We start from the raw sequence: 24,536 nt of genomic DNA, 5'->3' as shown, positions 1-24,536 counted from the left end.
CCCGCGCGGAACCGCGCCAGCCACTTGCGCACGGTTCGGAGGGAAACACCGAAAGCGGCAGCCACCTCGGCGGCCTTCTGTCCCGCGCAGAGGCGGGCGACGATCTGCTCTCGACTGTAGACGGTAAGGCGGGCACCTTGGTGCGGGTTGTTCATCCTGCGGGGTCCTCGGCTGGAGTTTGGCGATTGCAGCCTAACCCCGCCTCGGGTGAACAACCTCCTGAGAATTCACAGCTAGGGGCGATTTCTTCGAAGAAATCGCATCGGAGCCTTTGAAGGCTCCGGTCCGGACTTTTCGAAAAGTCCGGCCGTGCTCAGCCCCGGAGCACCTTGGCGAAACCATCGAACAACCCGTCATTCGCCGCGATCAGCGCGCCGTCCAGCGGATCGGTACCCTCGCGCAGACCCTGCACCATGCCGCCCGCCTCCTTGACGAGGAGGATGCCCGCCGCCACGTCCCAGGCGGAAACCTCGCGCTCCCAATAGCCGTCGAAGCGGCCGGCGGCGACGAAGGCCAGGTCAAGCGAGGCCGCGCCCCAGCGCCGCACGCCGGCGCAGGCCGGCATCAGGCGGCCGAGGTCCTTCAGCATCGCGGGCAGCGTCGACTTCGCGCCGAAGGGTACGCCGGTGGCAAAGACCGCCTCATGCATCGCGCGCCGGGCCGAGACGCGCAGGCGGCGGTTGTCGTTCAGCCACGCGCCCGCGCCCTTCTCGGCCCAGAACATCTCGTCCTTGGCCGGGTCATAGACCACGGCCGAGACGATCTCGCCCTTGTGCTCCAAAGCGATCGAGACCGCCCAGTGCGGCATGCCGTGCAGGAAGTTCGTGGTCCCGTCCAGGGGATCGACGATCCAGCGTCGGGTCGGGTCGGCCCCGGCTGCGGCACCGGTCTCCTCGCCCAGCCAGCCATAGGTCGGGCGGCCGCCAAGGAGTTCCTCCTTGATCAGCCGCTCGGCCTCGCGGTCGGCCTTCGTGACGAAATCGCCCGGCCCCTTGGCCGAGACCTGCAGGTTCTCGACCTCGCGGAAGTCCTTCACCAGGCTGCGCCCCGCCTTGCGCGCCGCCTTGATCATCAGGTTGAGGTTGGCCGAGCCCTGCATCATCCGCTCCACGTCGTTCAGGCCCGGGGCTATAGCCGGTCGGGGCAGGGAAAGAAAGGGGGCGGACCGTCAGCTTCGGGTGCGGGGACGGGGCAGCAGGCCGATCTGCGGACCTTCGAGTTCCCGCAGGAGCTTGCGGCGAATTGCCTGCGGATAGTCGACCTGCCGGGGGGCGACCTCGACAAAGGCGCCGGGGCCGCGGATCACCTCGTCGCGGAAATAGCGGGTCAGGTCCAGTTCGTGCTCGCCGATGGCCAGCGCGTTGACGGTGATGCCCTCGAACGGATCGCTCTCATAGACGCTGGCGACCGGCAGGCCCTGGTTGCTGCGCCCGTCGCCCGCCACGTCCAGCACCCGGCGCGCGCAGGGGGGCGCGGCGGCGAGGAGTCCCGCGCCATAGCGCAAGGCCTCACCCAGTGCGGTGGCCTGCCGCCGTTCGGGCCGGGTCGCCCGGCGGATCGCCCAGATCGCCGCATCCAGCGCCTCGGGCGTCTCCAGCAGGACCCAGGGCTGGACCAGATCCTGATGCGCCGGGCCGCTCCACTGGTAGACGGACAGCGCGACCGTCCCCTCGGGGCCGAAGATCGCGGCGCGGACCTCGGCATCCTCCAGCGCCGCGGCCAGGCCCTCGGTCTGGATCGCGTAGTCCGCGGCGTCGATCGACCGCGAGACATCGACCGCCAGGGCAAGCGCAAGGCGGCAGTCCCCCAGCGCGGGGGCGGCAGAAAGAAGCAGGGGCAGGAGGAGACAGGTCCGCATGACGCCCTCCGCCGGACATTCTAGACCGAAGGGGCCGTCCGGCAAAGCGCCCTAGAGACCCCGCTGCAGCTTCACCGGCTCGCTGCGGGCGAGGCGGAGGAAATGGGCGATGTAGGGCTTGGCCACATCCTCGTCCCGCGTCGCGGCATACATGCGCTTGGTCACCGGATCGGGGCCGAGCGGGCGGGTGACGTAGTCGGCATTGGTCTTGACCTCGCGCATCACCCAGTCGGGCAGCACCGCCACCCCGCGGTTCGACCCCACCAGCATCAGGATCACCGCCGTCAGTTCCGCCGTCCGCTGCGCCCGGGGTTCGACCTTGGCCGGGGTCAGGACCTCGGTGAAGATGTCCAGCTTGTCGCGGCCGACGGGGTAGGTGATCAGCACCTGGTCGCGGAAATCCTCGGCGGTGATGAACGGCTTCTCGGCCAGCGGATTCTGCGCCGAGGCGACGAAGGTCGGATGATAGTCGAAAAGCGGGTTGAACATGATCCCCGGTGGCGGTTCCCGGTCCGAGGAGATCACCAGGTCCACATCCTCGCGGTTCAGGGCGGGCAGCGCCTCGAAGGCGAGGCCGGCCCTGATGTCCACGTCGATCTCGGGCCAGGCGTGGCGGAACAGCTCCAGCACCGGGAAGAGCCAGTCGAAACAGGCGTGGCACTCGATGGCGATGTGGAGCCGCCCCGTCCGCCCGGCGCGAAGCGCGCGGAATTCCTCCTCCATCGCGTCGATCTCGGGCAGGATCCGCTCCGCCGCGCGCAGCATCCGGTGTCCGGCGGCCGACAGGCGCATCGGTTTCGACCGGCGCACGAAGAGCTCCATCCCCGCCTGGTCCTCCAGCCCCTTCACCTGATGGCTGAGGGCCGATTGCGTCATGTTCAGCATCTCGGCCGCCCGCGCCAGCCCCCCGGCCTGCTGGATCGCGCGGATCGTGCGCAGATGGCGCAGCTCGATGTACATGAGCGATCCTCATCAAGAAGGTGAAAACTATGAATTGGTCTCACATCGAGAAACCTGCCACAAGGGGCCATCGAAGGAGAGCCCCATGCCCGCACCCCGCATCAGTTTCGAATTCTTCCCGCCGCAATCGCTGGACGCCTCGTTCCGCCTGTGGGAGACGGTGCAGGCTCTGGCGCCGATGCAGCCTTCCTTCGTCTCGGTGACCTACGGCGCGGGCGGCACCACCCGGACGCTGACGCATGAGGCGGTCTCGACCATCCACCGCAACTACGGCCTGCCGGTCGCCGCGCATCTCACCTGCGTCGACGCCACCCGGACCGAGACGCTGGCCATCGCCGAGGCCTATGCCGCCGTCGGCGTGACCGAGATCGTGGCGCTGCGTGGCGATGCGCCGAAAGGGGCCGCGCGTTTCGTGCCGCACCCCTTGGGCTTCGCCAATTCGGTCGAACTGGTCGAGACGCTGGCCCGCACCGGCAAGTTCACCATCCGCGTCGGCGCCTATCCCGAGCCGCATCCCGACGCCGCCGACAGCGGCGCCGATGTGACCTGGCTCAAGCGCAAGATCGACGCCGGGGCCTCCAGTGCCATCACCCAGTTCTTCTTCGAGGCCGACACCTTCTTCCGCTTCCGCGATGCCTGCGTGAAGGCCGGGATCGACGCCCCGATCATCCCCGGCATCCTGCCGATCACCAGTTGGGAGGGGGCGAAGAAATTCGCCGGCCGTTGTGGCGCGCAGGTGCCCGCGAAGCTGGACGAGGCCTTCGCCACCGCCGCCCGCGACGGGCGCGAGGATCTCCTGGCGCTGACGCAATGCACCCAGCTTTGCGACAAGCTGATCCGGGGCGGGGTCGAGGACCTGCATTTCTACACCCTGAACCGGCCGCAGCTGACGCGCGAGGTCGTGCGCGCCCTGGGCATCACGCCCGAGGTGGTGCTGGAGAAGGTGGCCTGAGATCTGCCCCGAAAGGGGCGAACGATGTCTCCCTGGGCGGCTTTCCGACCTGATCCGTCAGGCCCCGGAAAGCCGCCATCTTTTTCTTTCGCTCAAGGGCTTGCCCGGCTAATCTTTGCCCCATGTCCAAGCTTGTCACCCTCCTGAACGGCCCGAACCTCAACCTCCTCGGCCTGCGCCAGCCGGAAATCTATGGCCGCGAGACGCTGGACGACGTGGCCGCGCGCTGCGCCGACCTGGCCGAGGATCTGGGCCTGCGCCTGCGCGCCCTGCAATCCAACCACGAGGGCCAGCTGGTCGACTGGATCCACCAGGCGCGGGACGGCTCGGCCGGGATCATCATCAATCCGGGCGCCTATTCCCATACCTCGATCGCCATCCTGGACGCGCTGAACGCCTATGACGGCCCGGTGCTGGAGGTGCATATCTCCAACATCCACAAGCGCGAGGCGTTCCGGCACCATTCCTACGTCTCCTCGCGGGCCGAGGGCGTGATCGCGGGCTTCGGCACCGAGGGCTACCTTCTGGCGCTGCGCCGGATGGCGACGCTGCTCGGCGCATGACCGAAGGCTTCCGCTGGCATCCGGCGGCGCGGCTCATCGACGGCGCCGGGGGCGAGGTTGCGCGCCAGCCGCTGGCCGGCCCGGTGCTGCCCGACAGCCCGCAGGGCCTCGCCGCTGCTATCGGCCTTCCCGCCTTCCGCATCGGTGCGCCCGACCAGCCGGCGCCCGTGCCCCGGGACCAGCCGGTGTTCGAGACGCTGACTTCGGGCTCTACCGGCCAGCCGCGCCGGATCCTGCGGACGCAAGCCTCGTGGACCGCCAGTTTCGCGGTGAATGCGGGCTTCGGCATCGGTCCCGGCGCAAGGGTGGCGGTGCTGGGGCGGCTGGTGCACTCGCTGGCGCTTTATGGCGCGGTCGAAGGGCTGCATCTGGGGGCTACGGTGCATCTTCTGGACGCGCTGCGCCCGGACCGGCAGCGCAAGGCCTTGGCCGGGCGTGGCATTACCCATCTCTACGCCACCCCGGCCCAGTTGCGCCTGCTGGCGGAAGGGCAGGGCGCCTGTCCCGACCTGCGGCTGGTGCTGGTGGGGGGATCGAAGCTGGACCCCCGGCTGCGGGCGGCGGTCGCGGCCATGGCCCCGGCGGCCGAGGTGCGCGAGTTCTACGGCGCGGCCGAGACCAGCTTCATCACCCTTGCCGATGACGGGACACCCGAGGCATCGGTCGGCCGCCCCTATCCGGGGGTCGAGATCAGGATCGAGGCCGGAGAGGTCTGGGCCCGCAGCCCCTATCTATTCCTGCGCTACGCGGATGCCCCCGCGAACGCCGTCCATCCCGCGCTTCCCTCCCCCCTTGAGGGGGAGGGAGAGGGAGGGGGGGCGTCCGCCGCCGACCCGGTGCAAGGCAAGACCCGCTGGCGCGACGGCTGGTTGACGGTCGGAGAGATCGGACGGCTGGAGGGCGGGTTCCTGTATCTCGACGGGCGCGCGGGGCGGATGGTCACCGTGGCCGACCAGAACGTCTTTCCTGAGGCGATCGAGGCGTTGATCGAAAGCCTGCCGGGGGTTCGTCGGGCGGCCGTCCTGCCGGTTCCGGATGCCCGGCGCGGCGTGGTGCTGGTGGCGATGGTGATGGGCGATCCGGGGGCCGAGGCCGCCATCCTGATGCGGCTGCGGGCCGAGCTTGGGCCGCTGAAGGCACCCAAGGCGCTGATCTGGCAAGCGGACTGGCCGGTGCTGCCTTCCGGCAAGACCGACCTCAAGGCACTCGGGGCGCGGCTCGCATGGCCCGTCTGATCGCCGCCCGCCGCACCGCCGTGGTCCCGCGCGGCGGGGCCTTCGCCCGGCTGCGGATCGAGGATCTGGCCGCCCCCGTGGTGCAGGCCGTGCTGGCCGATGCCGGGATCGCGCCGGCGCGGGTGGATGAGGTGATCCTGTCCAACGCGCTTGGCGCCGGCGGCAACCCCGCGCGGCGGGTGGCGCTGGCGGCGGGGCTGCCGCATGCGGCCGGGCTGAGCATCGACCGGCAATGCGCGGGCGGGCTGGATGCGATCCTGCTTGCCCGGGCGCTGGTCGATTCGGGCGCGGCCGAGGTGGTGGCGGCGGGGGGCGCCGAAAGCTACTCCCGCCGCCCGCTGCGGCTTGCGACCGACCCAGGCGGCGGCCCGCCGGTCCCCTACGAGCAGGCTCCCTTCACCCCCTGGCCCGAGCGCGACCCCGACATGGCCGAGGCGGCGGACCGGCTGGCCGGGCGGCTGGGGATCACCCGCGCGCGGCAGGAGGACTGGGCGGTGGAAAGCCATGCCAGGGCGCTGGCGCTGGATACCGCCGAGATCGTCCCGCTGATGGGTGTCGCGCGGGACGCCTTTCCCCGCCGGCTCTCGCCCCGCCTCCTCTCCCGCGCGCCGGTGGTGCATGGCAGCGTCACCGCGGCCACGGCGGCGGTGGCGGCGGATGCGGCGGCAATCTGCCTGGTGGTCTCGGACCGGGTGGCGCAGGGCAGGGGGTTGGCGCTTCTGGCCGGTGCGACCCTTGGTGGCGATCCGATGGAGCCGGGCCTCGCCCCGGTCGCGGCGATCCGGGCGGTATGGCGCGGCGAACCCTTGCAGATGGCCGAGGTGATGGAGGCCTATGCTGTCCAGGCCGTCGCGGTGGTCGAGGGCGCGGGGCTCGACCCCCGGCTGGTCAACCCCGGCGGCGGCGGGCTGGCGCGAGGCCATCCCGTCGGCGCTTCTGGCGCGATCCTTGCCGTGCGCTTGTTCCACGGCCTCACCTCGGGCCGGGGCCTTGCCGCCATCGCGGCGGCAGGCGGGATCGGGACGGCGCTGCTGGTCGAGGCCTCAGGCGCGTGACAGAAGCGAGGCCGGACGCATCCGCGCCAGGCTTTGCGTCACCATGCCCGCGAGGACGGCCTTGACGATGTCGCCCGGCAGGAAGGCCATGCCGAGGAAGGCGGCTTCGGTCGGCGTGACGCCCAGCATCAGCGCCATGCCGCCGATGCCGAACACATAAAGCACCCCGATCCCCCCGATGACCGAGGCCGCGCCCGCCGCGAGTCCGGTGGAAAGCGTCGTCCGCTCCATCAGCCAGCCGGTGACGAAGGCCGCGACGGGGAAGCCCACCAGATAGCCGACCGAAGGCCCGGCAAAGACCCCCAGGCCGCCGCGCCCGCCCGACAGCAGCGGCAGGCCAGCCGCGACGAGGGCCAGGAACAACAGCACCGCCAGCGCGCCCCGGCGTGCACCAAGGACCGTGCCGCACAGCATGATGCCCAGCGATTGCGCGGTGATCGGCACCCCGGCGGCAAGGTCGATCTTCGGGACCAGCCCCAGGACCGCGATCAGCGCGGCGAAGAGGGCGATATGGGTGAGGTTGCGTTCCATCTTCGTCTCCGGGTTGCGTCAGCCTATTAACCAGCCCCGCCCCGCGCCCGCAAGGCCTCGGCCGCGCGGTCGGCGTCGTCGAGGGCGGCGAGCGTCGCGGGCACCAGCACCCGCCAGCGCGGAGATCGCGGCGAGCGCGCGCGCCAGCTTTGCGTGATCTGCTCCATCCGCTCCAGCATCACCGGGATGAAGCGGATGACCAGCGCCATGGCCAGGGCCAGACGGCGGGGCGACAGGCCGACGACCGCCAGCGGCCGCGCCAGGCGCTGGACGGTGGCGATCATGTCGGACAGCCGGGTGGTCATGGTGACGAAATTCGCCAGTGCCACGGCCGTCGCCATGCGCAACAGGATCACGCCCCCGGCCTGCCATGCCCCGGTCCAGAGGTGCCAGAGGCCGACGACGACGAGGAAGGGCCAGAGCGGCCGCAGCAGCCGCAGACCGGCCAGGGCAAAGCGGCCGCCGGCGCTGGCGTAAAGCCCGGCCGCGGCCAGCGCCGCCGCGGCCAGCCAGAGCGGCCGGTCCAGCATGAACAGGCCGCTGGTCGCCAGCGCCAGAAACCCCAGCTTCAGCCCCGCAGGCAGGCGGTGCGCCCAGATCTCAACCGGCGAGGTCAGCGTCAGCATCGCAGGCTCCGATCCGTTCCATCTCGGCGATGAAGGCGGGCAGCACCTCGGCGGGCGGGCCGTCCAGCGCGATCCGCCCCGCCTCGAGCCACAGCACCCGGTCCGCCCCTTCCAGCGCCGCCGGGTCGTGGGTGATCGTCACCAGCCGCTGCGGCAGGGCGGCCAGGCGGCGCGAAAGCCGCGCCTGGGTCGGCAGGTCGAGGCCGGCAAAGGGCTCGTCCAGCAGGATTGTCCGGGGCTGCATCATCAGGACCGCGAGCAGGCAGAGGTAATGCCGCTGGCCCTGGCTCAGGGTCGAGACCGGCGCCTGCGCCCAATGGCTGCGGCCTTCCCCGGCCAGAAGATCGTGGGCGCGGGCCAGGGCCTCGCGCTGCGGCAGGCCCTGCTGGACCAGTCCGAAGGCCAGTTCCTCCTCGACGGTGGGGAACAGGATCTGGTGGTCGGGGTTCTGGAACAGGATGCCGAGGTTGCCGAGCGCGGCCTTGCGGTCGGCGAAGGGATCCGCGCCCTCGACCGTGACGCGACCCTGATCGGGTGCGATCAGACCGGCGATCAGCCGCAGCAAGGTGGTCTTGCCCGAGCCGTTGCGGCCCAGGATGCCGATGCGCCGTTCGGAAAGGGACAGGCGCAGCCCGTCCAGCACGACACGCCCGCCAAGCCTGACAGTGGCCTGGTCAAGCCGGATGCCGGAAGGTGCGGGGTCGGGCATCGGTGGCCTTTCGCAAAGGGACGCGCCCTTTTAGCCACTGGCTGCCGGAGAGGGAAGGTGGTGCCCCCGCATCACGGGACGCGGGGGCAGGTCTGTCATCAGCAGGGCGCGATGAACCGGCGGCCATACTGGTCGCGGTAGTAGCAGTCGCCGCTCCTCTGGGCCGGCCCGATCAGCTGAGAGCCGACGAGGCCGACCACGGCGCCGATCGCGGCGCCCTTCTCGCGGTCGTCATCCGACGAGACGGCGGCGCCGACGGCAGCCCCGCCCAAGGTGCCGATCGCCGCATTCTGCTCGGCCGGGGTGCAGGCGGCGAGAGTCAGGGGAAGGGCGGAAAGGACGATAAGGAATCGGGTCATGTGAGCCTCCGAGAGCTGATTTTCGGCACTATAACGTGTGCCGTGGGGCCAAGTTCCCCCAGTCGTGTCTATCCGCGATTTTCCGCCGGTCCAATGTCAGAAGCGGCCCGCGCCGCCACCGTGCAGGCGGGCGAAGGCCTTCGCCCGCTCGTAGGCCGGGCGCAGCTCGGGGTTCAGCAGCGGCCGCTGCGCCGCGACCTGATAGAGGTGGCCGGGCGTCACGTTCGCCTCGTTCAGAAGCGGGCCGGCATCGGTCAGGAACACATCCCAGCCGATGATGCCATGGCCGGGGAAGGCAAGATGCCCCTCGCGGCAGATCTCGACCGCGCGGGACCAGTCGGGCAGGGTGGTGCCGAGGAAGGGCCTGCCGGGGTCGTGGCCATGCGTCAGGTCCGGGGTCAGCGGGTCGCGCAGGTTGCGCAGCCTGGCGATCCGGCCGGTTTCCAGCTCGATCAGCCCCCAGATCCGCAGGTCGAGGGCGTCGCCGTCATGCATCGCCGTCCGCGCGGGCAGGCGGATCACGGCATACCAGGGTTCGATCCCGCGCTCGGTCCAGAGGGTCACGATCCGCACCGAGGCCATGGCCTGCCCGGTGTGGCTGCGGATCGAACCGGCGCATTGGTAGAAATCCTGGAACAGATAGCCCGCGCCCCAGTCCTGCGCGATCTCGGCCGCCAGCGCCCGCACCGGCGCGGTTGCCCCGGTCAGGAAGCGCAGGGTGCCGGGCGCAGCCAGCCCCGCGATCACGGCCGCGCCCCGGGCAAAGCTCTCGGCGCGCGGCTTGCCGAAGGTGGGCAGGTTGGCCGCGTCGGAGAGAAAGCCCTCCAATGCGGCCGGGCTTTCCAGCACCTTAAGCCCCGGCAATTCGGGCAGCGCCGCCGCGCCCGGCGGTTGCCAGACCGCGCGGCTGCGCGAGACCGGCAGGCCACGCGCCAGAAGCAGCGTCTCGGTCGCCAGCTTGTCGTTCATCACCGCCTCGGCCAGCCCCCGGTCGGGCATCAGGAACGAGGCGTTGAACTCCCGCTTGCGGTGGTTCGGCAGGAAACCCCTGAGGAAGGCCCGCCCGCGATCCTTCCGCCACAGGGCATAGGTGAAATATTCCTCGGGCCGGACGCCGCTGCGGGACAGGGCAAGCCAGAGGAGATGAAGCGCCTGGCGCCAGGGGGACGGTCCGCCCCTCGCCGCCAGATCATTGATCGCTGCCATGGTGTCATGGCCGCCCGCCCTGGCCGTCTCGCCAAGGTATTTCATCCATCACCCCTGGCGGGCAGCGGCGACCGAGGCCTCGAGAATCTCCATCGCCTCGGCGAAATGCGCGTCGGGAATGGTGATCGGGGCCAGGAAGCGCACGACGTTGCCGTAGACGCCGCAGGTCAGCAGGATCAGCCCGCGCTTCTGCGCCTCAAGCCGGACCCGGCCGGTGAAGCCCGCGTCGGGCTCCTTGGTGGCGGCATTGCCGAACTCGACCGCGACCATGAAGCCGGGGCCGCGGATGTCGATGATTTCCGGCGTCGTGGCGCGCAGCGCCTCGAGCCGCTGCTTCAGCCGGCTGCCCAGCTCGTTCGCGCGGGCGCAGAGGTCTTCCTCCTCGATCACGTCCAACACGGCATTGGCCGCCGCGATGCCCAGCGGGTTGCCCGCATAGGTCCCGCCCAGCCCGCCGGGATTGGCGGCATCCATCAACTCGGCCCGCCCGGTGACGGCGGCCAGCGGCAGCCCCCCGGCAAGGCCCTTGGCCATGGTGGTCAGGTCCGCCGCGACGCCATGCATCTCCATCGCGAAGAGGTTGCCGGTCCGGGCAAAGCCGGTCTGCACCTCATCCGCGATCATCACGATGCCATGCTTGTCGCAAAGCGCGCGGATCGCCTTCACCAGATCGGTGGGCGCCGGGTAGAAGCCGCCCTCGCCCTGCACGGGCTCGAAGATGATCGCGGCGACGCGGGCCGGGTCGAGGTCGGCCTTGAACAGCTTCTCGATCCCCGCCATCGCGTCCTTGGTCGAGATGCCGTGCGGCTCCATCGGGAAGGGGACGTGGAAGACGTCGGGCATCATCGCGCCGAAGCCCTTCTTGTAGGGCTCGACCTTGCCGGTGAGGCTCATCCCCATGAAGGTCCGGCCGTGGAAGCCGCCGCCGAAGGCGATGACGGCGTTGCGGCCCGTGGCGATGCGGGCGATCTTGATGGCGTTCTCGCAGGCTTCGGCGCCGGTGGTGACGAAGATCGTCTTCTTCCTGAAGTCGCCCGGCACCTTCTCGTTCAGGCGCTCGGCCAGGCGGATGTAGTTCTCGTAGGGCATCACCTGGTGGCAGGTATGGGTGAACTTCGACATCTGGTTCGCCACTGCGGCCATCACCTTCGGATGGCAGTGCCCGGTGTTCACCACCGCGATCCCGGCGGCGAAGTCGATGTAGCGGTTGCCCTCGATATCCCAGATTTCCGAGTTCAAAGCCCGGTCGGCGTAGATCTGGGTCATCATCCCCACCCCGCGCGAGATCGCTTCGTCGCGGCGCTTGGCTACTTCGGCATTCAGCATGGTCTTGCTCCCTGTGCGGCCCCGCCCGGAGCCCTCGGCGCATTTGATCAAAAAACCGCTCCGGGTTCAATGCCGATCAGTGTGATTCAACAATCGTTAACCTTCCCGGTGCAATCTGCGACTCGCGAACGAGGCGAGGCGCCGGATGGACGGGCAGATTTCCAACCCCACACACCCCACACCCCCCAGGACGGAGGATGACCGGCTGGGCCGGCTCCGCCTCGTTCGCTCCCGCCGCGTGGGGGCGGTCACCTTCCACCGGCTGATGGCCGAACATGGCACGGCCCGCGCCGCGCTGGCGGCCCTGCCGGGCATCGCGCTGGCTGCCGGGGTCGAAAACTACGAAATCTGTCCCCTGGGCGTGGTTCAGGCCGAGGCGAAACAGGGCCGCGCGCTCGGCGCCCGGCTTCTGGTGCATGGCGAGGCCGGTTATCCCGCCGCGCTGACGGACCTGCCGGACGCGCCCCCGGTCCTCTGGGCGCTTGGCGACCTGGCGCTTCTCGACCGCCCTTCGGTCGCGATGGTCGGCGCGCGCAATGCCTCGTCGCTGGGCCTGCGCATGGCGCGCCGCCTGGGGCAGGGCCTTTCCGAGGCCGGATTCACAGTGGTTTCGGGCCTTGCGCGCGGCATCGACGCCGCCGCGCATGAGGCGGCACTCGAGGGCGAGGGGCGCACGATCGCCGTCATGGCCGGCGGGATCGACGTGATCTATCCGCCCGAGAATGCCGCGCTGGCCGCCCGGATCGCCGCGCTGGGCTGCCGGATCAGCGAGCATCCCCCCGGCCTTGTCCCCCAGGCCCGGCATTTCCCGCTGCGCAACCGCATCGTCGCAGGACTTGGCCGCGCCGTGGTGGTGGTCGAGGCGGCGGCCAGATCCGGCAGCCTGATCACCGCGAAAGCCGCGCTGGACTATGGGCGCGAGGTGATGGCGGTCCCCGGCCACCCCTTCGATGCCCGCGCCTCGGGCTGCAACATGCTGATCCGCGACGGCGCGCTTCTGGTCCGCGGCCCGGCCGATGTGGCAGAGGCGCTGGGGGCCCCCACTCTGGCCGAGCCGGACCTGCGCCTGCCGGTCCAGCCGCCGCTTCCCGGCCCCCAGGCCCCGCGGCGCCCGCTGAAGGATGTGGCGCTCCTCCATTCGATGATCCTTTCGCGCCTCGGGCCCAGCCCCCTGGCCGAGGATCAACTGGTGCGTGACCTGAAGCTCAGCCCCGCCGAACTCGCGCCCGAACTTCTCAACCTCGAGCTGGATGGCCGCATCGCGCGCCAGCCGGGCGGCCTGCTCTCGCGGATCGACTGACGGGTCCGGGAGTCCACGCCGAAAATGGGTCTGGCCGAAGTGTGACCGCGACAATCCGCGCCGCCGGTTGACATTGCCGCCGCTTCTCCCACATGTTGCCGCGCCATTCGCAAGGCCGTCGGAGTTCGGGAAATCATGCCAGTCGTAGTCGTCGAATCCCCGGCCAAGGCCAAGACGATCAACAAATATCTCGGCCCGGACTTCACCGTGCTGGCTTCCTACGGCCATGTCCGCGACCTGCCCGCCAAGGACGGCTCCGTCGATCCCGAGCACGGGTTCGAGATGCTTTGGGAAGTCGCGCCCGAGTCGAAGAAGCATATCCGCGCCATAGCCGAGGCGCTGAAATCCGACGACACGCTGATCCTCGCCACCGACCCCGACCGCGAGGGCGAGGCGATCAGCTGGCATTTGAAGGAAGCCCTGCAAAGCTCGCTGAAGAAAGGGAAGAACGTCGCTCGTGTGACCTTCAATGCGATCACGAAGGATGCCGTGACCAAGGCGATGAAGGAACCACGCGAGGTCGACCAGGCGCTCGTCGAAGCCTACCTCGCCCGCCGCGCCCTGGACTATCTGGTGGGCTTCACCCTCTCGCCGGTGCTCTGGCGCAAGCTCCCCGGCGCCAAGTCGGCCGGCCGCGTGCAATCGGTCTGCCTGCGGCTCATCGTCGAGCGGGAAATGGAGATCGAGGCTTTCAAGGCCCAGGAATACTGGACGGTGAAAGCCGTCTTCCGCACCCCCCGCGGCCAGGAGTTCGAGGCCGGGATGGTCACGCTCGGCGGCAGGAAGCTCGCGAAATTCGACATCCCCACCGCCACGGCGGCCGAACTGGCGGTGCAGGCAGCAAAACACCGCGATTTCAAGGTGGCGGCGGTAGAATCGAAGCCCGCGACCCGCAACCCCTGGCCGCCCTTCATGACCTCCACCCTCCAGCAGGAGGCCAGCCGCAAATACGGCATGGGCGCGAAACAGTGCATGAACGCCGCGCAGCGCCTCTATGAGGCGGGGTATATCACCTACATGCGGACCGACGGCATCGACATGGCCCCTGAGGCCGTGATGGCCGCGCGCGACGAGATCAAGCGCCGCTTCGGGGCCGAGTACGTTCCGGAGTCTCCCCGCATGTACAAGAACAAGGCCAAGAATGCCCAGGAAGCGCATGAATGCATCCGGCCGACGGACATGGGCCTGGGGCCGGAGAAGATCCGTGTCGAGGACGACCAGCGCAAGCTCTACGACCTGATCTGGAAGCGGACGATCTCCTCCCAGATGGCCGCCGCGCGGCTGGAGCGGACGGCGGTCGACGTCGTCTCGCCGGATGGGGAAGTGGGCTTCCGGGCCAACGGGCAGGTGGTGCTGTTCGATGGCTACCTCAAGGTCTACGACCAGGGCCGCGACGACGAGGATGACGAGGAAGGTCGCCTGCCGCAGGTCATGCAGGGCGAGGCTCTGGCCAAGGGCGCGATTACGCCGGACCAGCATTTCACCCAGCCGCCGCCGCGCTATACCGAGGCGACCTTGGTCAAGCGGATGGAGGAATTGGGGATCGGCCGCCCCTCGACCTATGCCTCGATCCTGACCACGATCGTCGACCGCGAATATGTGCGAAAGGACAAGAACCGCCTCTTCCCCGAGGACAAGGGGCGGCTGGTGACGGCTTTCCTGGCGAACTTCTTCAAGCGGTATGTGGAATATGATTTCACCGCCGACCTCGAGGCTGAACTGGACGACGTCTCGGCCGGGGACCGCGATTACAAGGACGTGCTGGCCCGCTTCTGGCGCGACTTCTCGGCCGCGATTGCCGAGACGGCGGACCTCAGGATCGGCGAGGTGCTGGAAAAGCTGGACGAGTTCCTCGCCCCCCACCTCTACCCGCCCCGCGCCGATGGCGGCGACCCGCGCGCCTGCCCGACCTGCGGGACGGGGCGGCTGCACCTGAAGACGGCGCGCTCGGGCGGGGCCTTCATCGGCTGCGGCAACTATCCGGAGTGCCGCTATACAAGGCCCTTGGCGGGAGACGCGGAGAGCGTCGCCTCGGACGGGCGGGTGCTGGGGCAGGACGAGAACGGGCTGGAGATCAGCCTGCGGGCGGGGCGGTTCGGGCCCTACGTCCAGCGGGGCGAGGCGAGCGAGGCGCAGCCGAAACCGGACCGGGCTAGCCTGCCGAAGGGCTGGACGCCGGACAGCCTGACCCTGGAGCGGGCGCTGGCGCTCCTGTCGCTGCCGCGCGAGGTGGGGATGCACCCGGAGGACGGCGTGCTGGTCGAGGCCGGGATCGGGCGGTTCGGGCCCTATGTGAAGCATGGCCCGGTCTATGCGAACCTGCCGGAGGTCGAGGAGGTCTTCTCGATCGGGATGAACCGGGCGGTCGAGGTGCTGGCCCAGAAGGCGGCGCGGGGGCGGGGCCGGGGGGCGGCGGTGGGGCCGCTCAAGGTGCTGGGGGCGCATCCCGACGGGGGCGAGGTCCAGGTGATGCCGGGGAAATACGGGCCCTATGTGAAGTGGGAAAAGGTCAACGCGACCCTGCCGAAGGGGGTGGAACCGGAGGCGGTCACACTGGAGGAGGCACTGGTCCTGATCGCCGAGAAGGCGGGGAAGTCGGGGGCGAAGAAGAAGGCTCCGGCAAAGAAGGCGGCGGCTCCGAAGAAGGCCCCGGCGAAGAAGGCTGCGGCGGGCGAGAAGAAGGCCCCGGCGAAAAAGGCCGCCCCGAAGAAGAAGGCTGCGGCGGGGGAGTGAGTGTCCACGCGTGGACAGAGTTGCGGAACCAGCGGAATCAATGGGTTGGCTGCGGGCATTAACCTGGGGTTAAGGTTTCGGCCGTGCCGCCTGCGTTTGTGCGGACCCCATCGCCAAAGCCACGGTGCGACGGTCGCGGCGGCGACCTGACGGAGGCCGCTGACCGCAGGGGGCTTACGATCCGGAGGGGCTTTGTCGTGCGGCAGGGCTGTGGATGCGACTGCGGGCAAAGCGGATCAATTCGCAACTTTGCGATTTGATGCGACATCCTTCAAATCGCTTTGCAAATTTTCGCATTCGCGCTTTCGCAATGCCCGGCCTCATGTAGATTGGCGCTGCCATCGGGCCGGGGGGAAGAGATGAAGGATATCCTTGACGAGTTGGAAGCGCGGCGCGCCGTGGCCCGTGCGGGCGGCGGCGAGAAGCGGGTCGCGGCGCAGCATGCCAAGGGCAAGCTGACCGCGCGCGAGCGGATCGAGCTTCTGCTGGACGAAGGCTCGTTCGAGGAATTCGACATGTTCGTCGCCCATCGCTGCAACGACTTCGGCATGGACGGCGAGCGGCCGCCGGGTGATGGGGTGGTCACCGGCTGGGGCACCGTCAATGGCCGCATGGTCTATGTCTTTGCCCAGGATTTCACGGTCTTCGGCGGCTCGGTCTCGGAGACGCATGGCGCGAAGATCTGCAAGATCATGGACATGGCGATCCAGAACGGCGCGCCGGTGATCGGGATCAACGATTCGGGCGGGGCGCGGATCCAGGAGGGCGTGGGATCGCTCGCGGCCTATGGCGAGGTTTTCCAGCGCAACGTGCTGGCCTCCGGCGTGGTGCCGCAGATTTCCCTGATCATGGGGCCCTGTGCGGGCGGCGCGGTCTATTCCCCGGCGATGACCGACTTCATCTTCATGGTGAAGGATTCGAGCTACATGTTCGTGACCGGCCCGGATGTGGTCAAGACGGTGACCAACGAGCAGGTTACCGCCGAGGAACTGGGCGGGGCGGGGACGCATACCAAGAAGTCCAGCGTCGCCGACGGGGCCTATGAGAACGACGTCGAGGCGCTGGCCGAGACGCGACGGCTGATCGACTTCCTGCCGCTCAACAATCGCGAGAAGGCGCCGGTGCGGCCCTTCTTCGACGATCCGGCCCGCGTCGAGATGAGTCTCGACAGCCTGGTCCCGGACAACCCGAACCAGCCCTACGACATGAAGGAACTGATCCTGAAGATCGCCGACGAGGGCGATTTCTTCGAGCTGCAGAAGGATTTCGCGGCCAACATCATCACCGGATTCATCCGGATCGAGGGGCAGTCGGTCGGCGTGGTGGCGAACCAGCCGATGGTGCTGGCAGGGTGCCTGGATATCGACAGCAGCCGCAAGGCCGCGCGGTTCGTGCGCTTCTGCGACGCGTTCGAGATCCCGCTCTTGACGCTGGTGGACGTGCCGGGCTTCCTGCCGGGGACGGGGCAGGAATATGGCGGCGTGATCAAGCACGGCGCGAAGCTTCTGTTCGCCTATGCCGAGGCGACGGTGCCCAAGGTCACGGTGCTGACCCGCAAGACCTATGGCGGGGCCTATGTGGTCATGTCGTCGAAGCACCTGCGCGGCGATTTCAACTATGCCTGGCCCACGGCCGAGGTCGCGGTGATGGGCGCCAAGGGTGCGGTCGAGATCCTGTATCGGTCCGAACTGGGCGAGCCCGAGAAGATCGCGCAGCGCGTGAAGGACTACGAGGATCGCTTCGCCAACCCCTTCGTGGCGGCGGAAAAGGGCTTCATCGACGAGGTGATCATGCCCCATTCCACCCGCCGCCGGGTGGCCCGCGCCTTCGCCGCCTTGCGGACGAAGAAGCTGGCCAACCCGTGGAAGAAGCACGACAATATCCCGCTGTAAGCCCATGGCCCGCCGCACTTTCCCCCTGCTTGCGCTGCCGGTCCTGGCGGTGCTCTCCGCCTGCCGGGAGGACGGCGAGGGGATTCCGGTCCCCTCGGGGCGCGCGCTGTCGCTGATCGAGGTGGTGACCAACGCGCCGGGGACCGAGGGCGCGGCGGCGCGCTTCCGCTTCCTTGCGCCGGGCCTGATCCCGGACGAGGCCGAGGCGGCGGCGGTGGATATGCAGGCGCTCTGCGACGACTATGCGCTGCCGCGGACCGAGGGGATGGTGCCTGCGCCGCAGCACATCATCATCTCGTTTTCCGGCGAAAACCTGCCTTTCGGCCAGACCGCGCCGGATGTGGTGCAGTTCTTCGAGAGCTATGCGATCGGCACGGGCACCTGCATCTGGGAGCAATTCTGATGCGGGCGCAAAATCTTGTAATTCCTGCTGGTCTTGCCCACGGGGCTGATGTAGGAACGCCACAGGCCGGGAACTTGGTTCGGCTGGCGTGTCATTCCTCTACCCGTTCGGGTATGGTGCCGCCAGGCCGCGCCAAATCGGCCGAAGTCAACAAACTGATGCCGGGTGCAGATCGCCCTCGTGCATCTCAAAAAGGATGGAGTAGAGGATGTCGAAGAGCGGACGTATCGTTCTGGTCGTTGCCATGTTTGCCGCTATGGCTGCTTGCGCGAAGAAAGAAGAAGTCGCAGTGGTCGAGCCGGTCACCGTCGAGCCGACCTACACCGGCAAGTACAAGTGACTTTCCGGAGCGGGCCCGTCGGCATCCGCTGACCGGGCCTGCTCGCCCCCGGGTCCCCGACCCGCGCGCCGGCTGGCGCACCTCCCCCGACATCGCCGCACCATTGCGCCTATGGGCGACCGCTTCGCTTTCGACTATCCGTGCCGCTGCAATCGCAGACAGGAGTGAAGTCAGATGCTGAAGCACCGCGGTTTTCCTGGCCGGATGCCGGGAACGGATTTCCAGTTCACCATCCGCCGTGCCAATGTGAAGGAAGGCGCGACCCGGCTGATCCGGCGTGAGCGGTTCAAGGACCGCAAGAACCTGGACCGGGCGGCCGACAGCGCCTTCATGGCGGCACTCTGGCAGTATTTCGGCGAGGAACCTTTCGAACGTGGCAATCTGGACGCGGGGCGGCTGTCGTGGCTGTTCGGGCGCGAGGTGGTGGCGGTCGAGGATCCGTTCGATCCCTGCTCGTACGAGGCGCTGCTGAAGATCGACGCGAAGCGGGCCGAGGCGGCTTTCCCCGAGGTCTTTGCCCCGGACGCCCCCGCCGCGCTGGACGACGACTGGGACGAGGACGACGAGGCGTGATGGTCCGGGGTCCATTCCAGGCGCGGCTTGTCCCGGCGGGGCGGTCTTTTGCCGACGGTGCCGGATGGGCCAGAAACCGCTTTGCATTCCGTGGCGTTGCGGTAGAATCCCGCGCAACAACAACACGCAAACGAGGCAGTTCCACATGCGCAAGTCCCTTGTCCTTTTCGCCATGCTCTCCATGCCGCTGGCCGGCTGCATGCAGGATCCCGCATCGCGCGGTCTTGCCGGCGCCGCTGCGGGCGCCTTGGTCGCCGATGCCCTGGACGAGAACATGGTCGCGGGCGCGGCCCTTGGCGGTCTGGCCGGCGTCGCAACCTGCGGCATCGAACTGGGCCTGCCGCCCTGCAACTCGGGCTACTGATCTAGCCGCCTCCGGGCGGGCACACCAACCACGCAGGACCATCCGGGCCGACCGCCCGGGTGGTCCTTTGCTTTTCGCGTCTCAAGGGGGAGCCGATGTTTGACAAGATCCTGATCGCCAACCGGGGCGAGATCGCCTGCCGCGTGATCAAGACCGCGCGCAGGATGGGGATCAAGACGGTGGCGGTCTATTCCGACGCCGACCGCAATGCGCTGCATGTGCGGATGGCTGACGAGGCGGTGCATATCGGCCCTTCGCCCGCGGCGCAGTCCTACATCGTGATCGACCGGATCATGGAGGCCATCCGCCAGACCGGCGCGCAGGCGGTGCATCCGGGCTATGGTTTCCTGTCGGAGAACCGCAACTTCGCCGCTGCGCTGGAGGTGGAGGGGGTGGTGTTCATCGGCCCGCCCAGCCCGGCCATCGAGGCGATGGGGGACAAGATCACCTCGAAGAAGATCGCGATGGAGGCGGGCGTTTCGACGGTGCCGGGCTACATGGGCCTGATCGCCGACGCCGAGGAGGCGGTCAGGATCAGCCGCGAGATCGGCTATCCGGTGATGATCAAGGCCAGTGCCGGCGGCGGCGGCAAGGGGATGCGGATCGCATGGACCGATGCCGAGGCGGCGGAGGGGTTCCAGTCCTCGAAGAACGAGGCGGCGGCGAGTTTCGGCGACGACCGCATCTTCATCGAGAAGTTCGTCACCCAGCCGCGCCATATCGAGATCCAGGTGCTGGCCGACAAGCACGGCAACTGCGTCTACCTGCATGAGCGGGAATGCAGCATCCAGCGCCGGAACCAGAAGGTGATCGAGGAGGCGCCCTCGCCCTTCCTGGACGAGGCGACGCGCAAGGCGATGGGCGAACAGGCCTGCGCGCTGGCCAAGGCGGTGGGCTATACCAGCGCGGGCACGGTGGAGTTCATCGTCGACGGCAGCCGCAACTTCTATTTCCTTGAAATGAATACCCGGCTGCAGGTGGAACACCCGGTGACGGAGCTGATCACCGGCGTCGATCTGGTGGAGCAGATGATCCGTGTCGCCGCCGGTCAGCCGCTGCCGTTCCGGCAGGAGGATCTGAAGATCCACGGCTGGGCGATGGAAAGCCGGCTGTACGCCGAGGACCCGTATCGCAACTTCCTGCCCTCGATCGGCCGGCTCACCCGCTACCGGCCGCCGGTCGAGGGCAAGACCGAGCGCGGCGGGATCGTGCGCAACGATACCGGCGTCTACGAGGGCGGCGAGATCAGCATGTTCTACGACCCGATGATCGCCAAGCTCTGCACCTGGGGCCCGACGCGGGCGGACGCCATCGAGGAGATGCGGCTGGCGCTGGACACGTTCGAGGTCGAAGGCATCGGCCACAACCTGCCCTTCGTCGGCGCGGTGATGGACCATCCGCGCTTCGTTTCGGGCAATATCACCACGGCCTTCATCGCCGAGGAATATCCCGAGGGCTTCCAGGGGGCCAGGCTGGACCAGCCCACCCTGCGCCGGGTTGCGGCGGCGGCGGCGGCGATGAACCGGGTGGCGGAGATCCGGCGCACCCGGATCTCCGGCACGATGGACAACCATACGCGCCGGGTCGGCGACGACTGGGTGGTGACGGCGCAGGGCGTGTCCTTCCCGGTCAAGGTGGCGGCCGATCCCGAAGGCTCCACGGTGGTCTTCGACGACGGGACCGAGCTGCGCGTGACCAGCGACTGGACGCCGGGCCAGCCGCTTGCCCGGCTGCATGTCGGCGACGAGCCGGTGGTGATCAAGGTGGCGAAGATCCCGATGGGTTTCCGGATGCGCCTGCGCGGGGCCGAGCTGAAGGTGCATGTCCGCACCCCGCGCCAGCATGCCCTGGCCGGGCTGATGCTGGAGAAGGCGCCGCCGGATACGTCGAAATACCTCCTCTGCCCGATGCCGGGGCTGGTGGTGAAGATCAACGTCGGCGTCGGCGACGAGGTGCAGGAGGGCCAGGCGCTGGCGACGGTCGAGGCGATGAAGATGGAGAACATCCTCAAGGCCGAGAAGAAGGGCGTGGTCAAGGCGGTGAAGGCGGCCCCGGGCGCGAGCCTGAAGGTCGATGACGTGATCCTGGAGTTCGAATGATGGCACGACGGCGGAATTCGAACGAATTCCGTGACGATTTCCGTTCGGAAATCGGTTCCGCCTCAGCGCCCGGCCGGATTCCTTTCCAGCATTTCCTGCCGGCGCAGGGGCAGCTTGTCGATGGCATGGGTGATCTCCCGCACGTCCCAGGGCAGGGGCTTGCGGATCACCGGGCGCAGGTCCTTGTCCATGATCACCAGCGAGAAGCCGCGCGGTCGCAATTTCTGGCGCCATTCGCTGCGCGCCTCCGGGTCGGTGTCGGTGACGAGGATCACGTCCCGCTCCTCGAGTTCAGGGTAGGAGCGGGCGAGAAGCTCCATCTGGCGGCTGTAGCTGGGATCGTTGGGGCTGTCGGCGAAGACCACGATGGGCCGTTTCAGATACAGCTGTTCGGCGAAGACCACCTCGGCCGCGGGCAGCGGGCCGAAGGACGGGGCCTCCTGGGCCGGGGCGGCCAGCGGCAGAAGGGCAGCAAATACAGCAATGTGCAGGGGTCGCATGGGGCCTCTCTTTGTCCCCGATATAGGGGCTATGCACGCGATTTCCAAAGGCTTTGGAGTGAGAGATGACGGATGATCTGAAGGCCTGGACGGCCCTGGCATCGAAGGAGCTGAAGGGGGTATCGCCCGACAGCCTGAACTGGCAGACGCTGGAGGGGATCACGGTCAAGCCGTTGTATACGGCGGCGGACGTGACGGGCCTGCCGCAACTGGGGGAACTGCCGGGCGTAGCCCCGTTCACGCGGGGCGTCCGGGCGACGATGTATGCCGGGCGGCCCTGGACGATCCGGCAATATGCCGGCTTCTCGACCGCCGAGGAGTCGAACGCCTTCTACCGCAAGGCGCTGGCGGCGGGGCAGCAGGGCGTCTCGGTCGCCTTCGACCTGGCGACGCACCGGGGCTATGACAGCGACCATCCCCGCGTGGTTGGGGATGTGGGCAAGGCCGGGGTCGCCATCGACAGCGTAGAGGACATGAAGATCCTGTTCGACGGGATCCCGCTGGAAAAGATCAGCGTTTCCATGACGATGAACGGGGCGGTCATTCCGATCCTCGCGAGTTTCATCGTGGCCGGCGAGGAGCAGGGGGTGCCGCGCTCGGCCCTGTCGGGGACGATCCAGAACGACATCCTGAAGGAATTCATGGTGCGGAACACCTATGTCTATCCGCCCGAGCCTTCGATGCGGATCGTGGCCGACATCATCGAATACACGTCCGCCGAGATGCCGAAGTTCAACTCGATCTCGATTTCCGGCTATCACATGCAGGAGGCCGGGGCGAACCTGGTGCAGGAACTGGCCTTTACCCTGGCGGACGGCAAGGAGTATGTGAAGACTGCCGTGGCGCGGGGGATGGACGTCGACGACTTCGCCGGGCGGCTGTCGTTCTTCTTCGCCATCGGGATGAATTTCTTCATGGAGGTTGCCAAGCTGCGCGCCGCGCGGATGCTCTGGCACCGGATCATGGACGGGTTCGGGGCGAAGAAGACCTCGAGCCTGATGCTGCGGACGCATTGCCAGACCTCGGGCGTCAGCTTGCAGGAACAGGATCCCTACAACAACGTGATCCGCACCGCCTATGAGGCGATGGCGGCGGTGCTGGGGGGGACGCAGAGCCTGCACACCAACGCGCTGGACGAGGCGATCGCCCTGCCGACCGAATTCGCGGCGCGGATCGCGCGGAACACGCAACTGGTGTTGCAGGAGGAGACCGGGATCACCCATGTCGTCGATCCGCTGGCGGGGTCCTATTATGTGGAGAGCCTGACCAACGAACTGGCCGAGGCGGCCTGGAAGCTGATCGAGGAGGTCGAGGCGATGGGCGGCATGACCAAGGCGGTGGCCTCGGGGATGCCGAAGCTTCGGATCGAGGAAAGCGCGGCCAGGCGGCAGGCGATGATCGACCGCGGCGAGGAGGTGATCGTCGGCGTCAACAAGTACCGCAAGGCCAAGGAAGACCCGATCGACATTCTGGACATCGACAACATGGCGGTGCGCGAGGCGCAGGTCGCGCGGCTGAAGTCGGTGCGAGCCGGCCGGGACGAGGGCCGGTGCCGGGCGGCGCTGGCGGAAGTGACGCGGCGGGCGGGCGAAGGCGGCAACCTTCTGGAAGCGGCGGTGGAGGCAGCCCGGGCACGGGCCTCGGTCGGGGAGATTTCTGACGCGATGGAAAAGGTGTTCGGGCGGCATCGGGCCGAGGTGAAGACGCTGGCCGGGGTCTATGGCGCGGCCTATGAGGGCGACCAGGGCTTCCAGCAGATCCAGAAGGATGTGGAGGCCTTTGCCGAGGCCGAGGGGCGGCGGCCGCGGATGCTGGTCGTCAAGATGGGGCAGGACGGGCACGACCGGGGGGCGAAGGTGATCGCCACGGCCTTTGCCGACATCGGCTTCGACGTCGATGTGGGGCCGCTGTTCCAGACGCCCGAGGAGGCGGCGCAGGATGCGATCGACAACGACGTGCATGTGATCGGGATTTCTTCGCAGGCCGCCGGGCACAAGACGCTGGCCCCGAAGCTGATCGAGGTGCTGAACGCGCGCGGCGCGGGGGATATCCTGGTGATCTGCGGCGGGGTGATCCCGCAGCAGGACTATGATTTCCTGAAGGCGGCCGGGGTCAAGGCGATCTTCGGGCCCGGCACCAACATCCCGGCGGCGGCGAAGGAGATCCTGGACCTGATCCGCGCGGCGCGGGTCTAGCGGGCAGTAGACGCGGGCGGGGAAATGTTGCAGCGTCACCAGAAATCCACAAAGCCCCGCTGCATGAGGATTCCACCGCCGCCGAGCTTTTCTGGCCGGGGGCGACGCTGGACTTCGATCGGATCGACCTTGGTTCCAACGTCGTGCAACTGGCCGACGCGGTCGCGGGCTGGACGCCGGAGATGGCCGCAAGGAACCATCGGCAGGCGCTGACCCGGCTGGACTGGCGCTGGCGCTTTGCCGCCCTGGCCGAGCGTCTGGGTTTCCGGACCCCGGCGCTGGAACGGGAGATGGCCGGTCTGAAGGCGGCAATCGCCAGGGCCGCGGCCTGAGGCATCAGGCGTCCGCTAAAGCTCGATCTCGCCGTTGGGGCCGGGGAGGGGTTCGGTCGGCGTCACCAGGGGGGCGTTGCGGCGGATCAGGATGTCCCCGTTCGGCAGCATCACCGGCGCGTCGTAATTGCTGAAATCGTCGATCAGGGCAATGAGCTGGCGCAGTTTCGGCCCGACCTCGGCCCCGAAGGCCTCGATCGCGGGGCCGATCTGGTCCATCGCCTGGTCCATATCGTCGAGCGCGGGCTGCATCTCGGACAGAAGGCCGCGCAGGACCAGCTTCGCGCCTTCCTCGATCAGGCTGAAACCATCCTCCTCGGGCGTCGGGGCGGGCGAGGCGTCCTGCGCGAAGGCGGGCGCGGTGGCGAGGGCGGCGAGAAGGAGGGGGGGCAGGGCAAGTCTCATGCCGGCAATATGCGCGCCCG

26 protein-coding genes are annotated in these 24,536 nt (G+C 68.5%); 14 read left to right on the top strand and 12 right to left on the bottom strand.

The genetic code is table 11. From position 1 onward, the window contains the following. The 4 genes from I7S92_RS23445 to I7S92_RS04310 all read right to left on the bottom strand — a co-directional run. Nucleotides 1-155 (bottom strand): helix-turn-helix domain-containing protein (locus I7S92_RS23445; protein WP_197642249.1); only part of this gene is annotated, 155 nt, incomplete at its 3' end. Nucleotides 156-313: 158 nt separating this feature from the next. After that, entirely contained in the window at nucleotides 314-1,099 is a 786-nt protein-coding gene (locus tag I7S92_RS04320) for an inositol monophosphatase family protein (protein WP_197642262.1), read from the bottom strand. A gap of 69 nt (nucleotides 1,100-1,168) precedes the next feature. Continuing rightward, nucleotides 1,169-1,858, bottom strand: a complete 690-nt coding sequence (locus I7S92_RS04315; RefSeq protein WP_197642248.1) for a DUF1194 domain-containing protein — start codon at nucleotides 1,856-1,858, stop codon at nucleotides 1,169-1,171. A gap of 51 nt (nucleotides 1,859-1,909) precedes the next feature. Beyond that, entirely contained in the window at nucleotides 1,910-2,818 is a 909-nt protein-coding gene (locus I7S92_RS04310) for a LysR family transcriptional regulator (RefSeq protein WP_197642247.1), read from the bottom strand. Nucleotides 2,819-2,903: 85 nt separating this feature from the next. On the opposite strand from I7S92_RS04310, the gene metF reads away from it, so the two are divergent. The 4 genes from metF to I7S92_RS04290 all read left to right on the top strand — a co-directional run bounded on the left by metF (nucleotide 2,904) and on the right by I7S92_RS04290 (nucleotide 6,623). Beyond that, a complete protein-coding gene (gene metF, locus I7S92_RS04305; RefSeq protein ID WP_197642246.1) occupies nucleotides 2,904-3,770 on the top strand; it encodes a methylenetetrahydrofolate reductase [NAD(P)H] in 867 nt (288 codons plus the stop codon). Nucleotides 3,771-3,892: 122 nt separating this feature from the next. Continuing rightward, nucleotides 3,893-4,333, top strand: a complete 441-nt coding sequence (gene aroQ / locus I7S92_RS04300) for a type II 3-dehydroquinate dehydratase (protein WP_197642245.1) — start codon at nucleotides 3,893-3,895, stop codon at nucleotides 4,331-4,333. After that, nucleotides 4,330-5,568 carry an AMP-binding protein gene (locus I7S92_RS04295; protein WP_197642244.1) on the top strand — a complete coding sequence of 413 codons (1,239 nt, stop codon included), beginning with the start codon at nucleotides 4,330-4,332 and terminating at the stop codon, nucleotides 5,566-5,568. The genes aroQ and I7S92_RS04295 overlap by 4 nt, the downstream gene beginning before the upstream one ends. Next, nucleotides 5,556-6,623 (top strand): thiolase family protein, encoded by a 1,068-nt coding sequence (locus I7S92_RS04290; RefSeq protein ID WP_197642243.1) that lies wholly within the window; start codon nucleotides 5,556-5,558, stop codon nucleotides 6,621-6,623. Before I7S92_RS04295 ends, I7S92_RS04290 begins: the two co-directional genes overlap by 13 nt. Here I7S92_RS04290 and I7S92_RS04285 read toward each other — a convergent pair. The 6 genes from I7S92_RS04285 to I7S92_RS04260 form a co-directional block, all read right to left on the bottom strand. Next, nucleotides 6,612-7,154, bottom strand: coding sequence for a biotin transporter BioY (locus tag I7S92_RS04285; protein ID WP_197642242.1), 543 nt, complete (start codon nucleotides 7,152-7,154; stop codon nucleotides 6,612-6,614). The two genes, I7S92_RS04290 and I7S92_RS04285, sit on opposite strands and share 12 nt — an antisense overlap. 26 nt (nucleotides 7,155-7,180) lie before the next feature. Beyond that, entirely contained in the window at nucleotides 7,181-7,780 is a 600-nt protein-coding gene (locus I7S92_RS04280; RefSeq protein ID WP_197642241.1) for a CbiQ family ECF transporter T component, read from the bottom strand. Then, entirely contained in the window at nucleotides 7,755-8,489 is a 735-nt protein-coding gene (locus tag I7S92_RS04275; RefSeq protein ID WP_197642240.1) for an energy-coupling factor ABC transporter ATP-binding protein, read from the bottom strand. The genes I7S92_RS04280 and I7S92_RS04275 overlap by 26 nt, the downstream gene beginning before the upstream one ends. Before the next feature lie 98 nt (nucleotides 8,490-8,587). Then, entirely contained in the window at nucleotides 8,588-8,848 is a 261-nt protein-coding gene (locus tag I7S92_RS04270; protein ID WP_197642239.1) for a YMGG-like glycine zipper-containing protein, read from the bottom strand. 96 nt (nucleotides 8,849-8,944) lie between these two features. Further along, the gene (locus I7S92_RS04265; protein WP_197642238.1) at nucleotides 8,945-10,099 is read right to left on the bottom strand and encodes a sugar-transfer associated ATP-grasp domain-containing protein; all 1,155 of its coding nucleotides are present in this window, start codon (nucleotides 10,097-10,099) and stop codon (nucleotides 8,945-8,947) included. Between the two features lie 3 nt (nucleotides 10,100-10,102). Continuing rightward, nucleotides 10,103-11,380 (bottom strand): 4-aminobutyrate--2-oxoglutarate transaminase, encoded by a 1,278-nt coding sequence (locus I7S92_RS04260; protein WP_197642237.1) that lies wholly within the window; start codon nucleotides 11,378-11,380, stop codon nucleotides 10,103-10,105. A gap of 145 nt (nucleotides 11,381-11,525) precedes the next feature. On the opposite strand from I7S92_RS04260, the gene dprA reads away from it, so the two are divergent. The 8 genes from dprA (at nucleotide 11,526) to I7S92_RS04225 (ending at nucleotide 21,084) form a co-directional block, all read left to right on the top strand. Further along, nucleotides 11,526-12,680 (top strand): DNA-processing protein DprA, encoded by a 1,155-nt coding sequence (dprA, locus tag I7S92_RS04255; protein WP_197642236.1) that lies wholly within the window; start codon nucleotides 11,526-11,528, stop codon nucleotides 12,678-12,680. A gap of 135 nt (nucleotides 12,681-12,815) precedes the next feature. Continuing rightward, nucleotides 12,816-15,413 (top strand): type I DNA topoisomerase, encoded by a 2,598-nt coding sequence (gene topA / locus I7S92_RS04250; RefSeq protein ID WP_197642235.1) that lies wholly within the window; start codon nucleotides 12,816-12,818, stop codon nucleotides 15,411-15,413. A 359-nt stretch (nucleotides 15,414-15,772) separates the two neighbouring features. Continuing rightward, nucleotides 15,773-17,305 carry an acyl-CoA carboxylase subunit beta gene (locus I7S92_RS04245; protein WP_197642234.1) on the top strand — a complete coding sequence of 511 codons (1,533 nt, stop codon included), beginning with the start codon at nucleotides 15,773-15,775 and terminating at the stop codon, nucleotides 17,303-17,305. Between the two features lie 4 nt (nucleotides 17,306-17,309). Beyond that, on the top strand, nucleotides 17,310-17,708 hold the full coding sequence (locus I7S92_RS04240; RefSeq protein WP_197642233.1) for a DUF6497 family protein: 399 nt from the start codon (nucleotides 17,310-17,312) through the stop codon (nucleotides 17,706-17,708). A 208-nt stretch (nucleotides 17,709-17,916) separates the two neighbouring features. After that, nucleotides 17,917-18,048 (top strand): hypothetical protein, encoded by a 132-nt coding sequence (locus tag I7S92_RS23315; protein ID WP_277922945.1) that lies wholly within the window; start codon nucleotides 17,917-17,919, stop codon nucleotides 18,046-18,048. A gap of 174 nt (nucleotides 18,049-18,222) precedes the next feature. Continuing rightward, nucleotides 18,223-18,621, top strand: a complete 399-nt coding sequence (locus tag I7S92_RS04235; RefSeq protein WP_197642232.1) for a hypothetical protein — start codon at nucleotides 18,223-18,225, stop codon at nucleotides 18,619-18,621. Nucleotides 18,622-18,766: 145 nt separating this feature from the next. Next, nucleotides 18,767-18,985: a hypothetical protein gene (locus tag I7S92_RS04230; protein WP_197642231.1), complete on the top strand. Its 219-nt coding sequence runs from the start codon at nucleotides 18,767-18,769 to the stop codon at nucleotides 18,983-18,985. A 95-nt stretch (nucleotides 18,986-19,080) separates the two neighbouring features. Continuing rightward, nucleotides 19,081-21,084: an acetyl-CoA carboxylase biotin carboxylase subunit gene (locus tag I7S92_RS04225; RefSeq protein ID WP_197642230.1), complete on the top strand. Its 2,004-nt coding sequence runs from the start codon at nucleotides 19,081-19,083 to the stop codon at nucleotides 21,082-21,084. 62 nt (nucleotides 21,085-21,146) lie between these two features. On the opposite strand, the gene I7S92_RS04220 is transcribed toward I7S92_RS04225, so the two are convergent. Continuing rightward, entirely contained in the window at nucleotides 21,147-21,584 is a 438-nt protein-coding gene (locus tag I7S92_RS04220; RefSeq protein WP_197642229.1) for a DUF4174 domain-containing protein, read from the bottom strand. A 65-nt stretch (nucleotides 21,585-21,649) separates the two neighbouring features. Between I7S92_RS04220 and scpA the strand changes: the two genes are divergently transcribed. Together scpA and I7S92_RS04210 are read left to right on the top strand one after the other, a co-directional pair. Continuing rightward, nucleotides 21,650-23,779 carry a methylmalonyl-CoA mutase gene (gene scpA / locus I7S92_RS04215; RefSeq protein WP_197642228.1) on the top strand — a complete coding sequence of 710 codons (2,130 nt, stop codon included), beginning with the start codon at nucleotides 21,650-21,652 and terminating at the stop codon, nucleotides 23,777-23,779. A gap of 143 nt (nucleotides 23,780-23,922) precedes the next feature. Next, the gene (locus tag I7S92_RS04210) at nucleotides 23,923-24,111 is read left to right on the top strand and encodes a hypothetical protein (protein ID WP_197642227.1); all 189 of its coding nucleotides are present in this window, start codon (nucleotides 23,923-23,925) and stop codon (nucleotides 24,109-24,111) included. A 15-nt stretch (nucleotides 24,112-24,126) separates the two neighbouring features. Here I7S92_RS04210 and I7S92_RS04205 read toward each other — a convergent pair whose 3' ends face one another. Then, the gene (locus I7S92_RS04205) at nucleotides 24,127-24,516 is read right to left on the bottom strand and encodes a hypothetical protein (protein ID WP_197642226.1); all 390 of its coding nucleotides are present in this window, start codon (nucleotides 24,514-24,516) and stop codon (nucleotides 24,127-24,129) included. Nucleotides 24,517-24,536 lie beyond the last annotated feature (20 nt).

The sequence above is a fragment of the Tabrizicola soli genome, from assembly GCF_015999335.1.
GTDB lineage: Bacteria > Pseudomonadota > Alphaproteobacteria > Rhodobacterales > Rhodobacteraceae > Tabrizicola > Tabrizicola soli.
The sequence above is the reverse complement of the archived record's forward strand: the minus strand, read 5'-3'. Positions and strand labels throughout refer to the sequence as shown.

Coding starts and splice junctions, on each gene's coding strand:
- I7S92_RS04320 (WP_197642262.1), bottom strand. CDS start 1,099: ATGCAGGGCTCGGCCAACCTCAACCTGATGATCAAGGCGGCGCGCAAG.
- I7S92_RS04315 (WP_197642248.1), bottom strand. CDS start 1,858: ATGCGGACCTGTCTCCTCCTGCCCCTGCTTCTTTCTGCCGCCCCCGCG.
- I7S92_RS04310 (WP_197642247.1), bottom strand. CDS start 2,818: ATGTACATCGAGCTGCGCCATCTGCGCACGATCCGCGCGATCCAGCAG.
- metF (WP_197642246.1), top strand. CDS start 2,904: ATGCCCGCACCCCGCATCAGTTTCGAATTCTTCCCGCCGCAATCGCTG.
- aroQ (WP_197642245.1), top strand. CDS start 3,893: ATGTCCAAGCTTGTCACCCTCCTGAACGGCCCGAACCTCAACCTCCTC.
- I7S92_RS04295 (WP_197642244.1), top strand. CDS start 4,330: ATGACCGAAGGCTTCCGCTGGCATCCGGCGGCGCGGCTCATCGACGGC.
- I7S92_RS04290 (WP_197642243.1), top strand. CDS start 5,556: ATGGCCCGTCTGATCGCCGCCCGCCGCACCGCCGTGGTCCCGCGCGGC.
- I7S92_RS04285 (WP_197642242.1), bottom strand. CDS start 7,154: ATGGAACGCAACCTCACCCATATCGCCCTCTTCGCCGCGCTGATCGCG.
- I7S92_RS04280 (WP_197642241.1), bottom strand. CDS start 7,780: ATGCTGACGCTGACCTCGCCGGTTGAGATCTGGGCGCACCGCCTGCCT.
- I7S92_RS04275 (WP_197642240.1), bottom strand. CDS start 8,489: ATGCCCGACCCCGCACCTTCCGGCATCCGGCTTGACCAGGCCACTGTC.
- I7S92_RS04270 (WP_197642239.1), bottom strand. CDS start 8,848: ATGACCCGATTCCTTATCGTCCTTTCCGCCCTTCCCCTGACTCTCGCC.
- I7S92_RS04265 (WP_197642238.1), bottom strand. CDS start 10,099: ATGAAATACCTTGGCGAGACGGCCAGGGCGGGCGGCCATGACACCATG.
- I7S92_RS04260 (WP_197642237.1), bottom strand. CDS start 11,380: ATGCTGAATGCCGAAGTAGCCAAGCGCCGCGACGAAGCGATCTCGCGC.
- dprA (WP_197642236.1), top strand. CDS start 11,526: ATGGACGGGCAGATTTCCAACCCCACACACCCCACACCCCCCAGGACG.
- topA (WP_197642235.1), top strand. CDS start 12,816: ATGCCAGTCGTAGTCGTCGAATCCCCGGCCAAGGCCAAGACGATCAAC.
- I7S92_RS04245 (WP_197642234.1), top strand. CDS start 15,773: ATGAAGGATATCCTTGACGAGTTGGAAGCGCGGCGCGCCGTGGCCCGT.
- I7S92_RS04240 (WP_197642233.1), top strand. CDS start 17,310: ATGGCCCGCCGCACTTTCCCCCTGCTTGCGCTGCCGGTCCTGGCGGTG.
- I7S92_RS23315 (WP_277922945.1), top strand. CDS start 17,917: ATGTCGAAGAGCGGACGTATCGTTCTGGTCGTTGCCATGTTTGCCGCT.
- I7S92_RS04235 (WP_197642232.1), top strand. CDS start 18,223: ATGCTGAAGCACCGCGGTTTTCCTGGCCGGATGCCGGGAACGGATTTC.
- I7S92_RS04230 (WP_197642231.1), top strand. CDS start 18,767: ATGCGCAAGTCCCTTGTCCTTTTCGCCATGCTCTCCATGCCGCTGGCC.
- I7S92_RS04225 (WP_197642230.1), top strand. CDS start 19,081: ATGTTTGACAAGATCCTGATCGCCAACCGGGGCGAGATCGCCTGCCGC.
- I7S92_RS04220 (WP_197642229.1), bottom strand. CDS start 21,584: ATGCGACCCCTGCACATTGCTGTATTTGCTGCCCTTCTGCCGCTGGCC.
- scpA (WP_197642228.1), top strand. CDS start 21,650: ATGACGGATGATCTGAAGGCCTGGACGGCCCTGGCATCGAAGGAGCTG.
- I7S92_RS04205 (WP_197642226.1), bottom strand. CDS start 24,516: ATGAGACTTGCCCTGCCCCCCCTCCTTCTCGCCGCCCTCGCCACCGCG.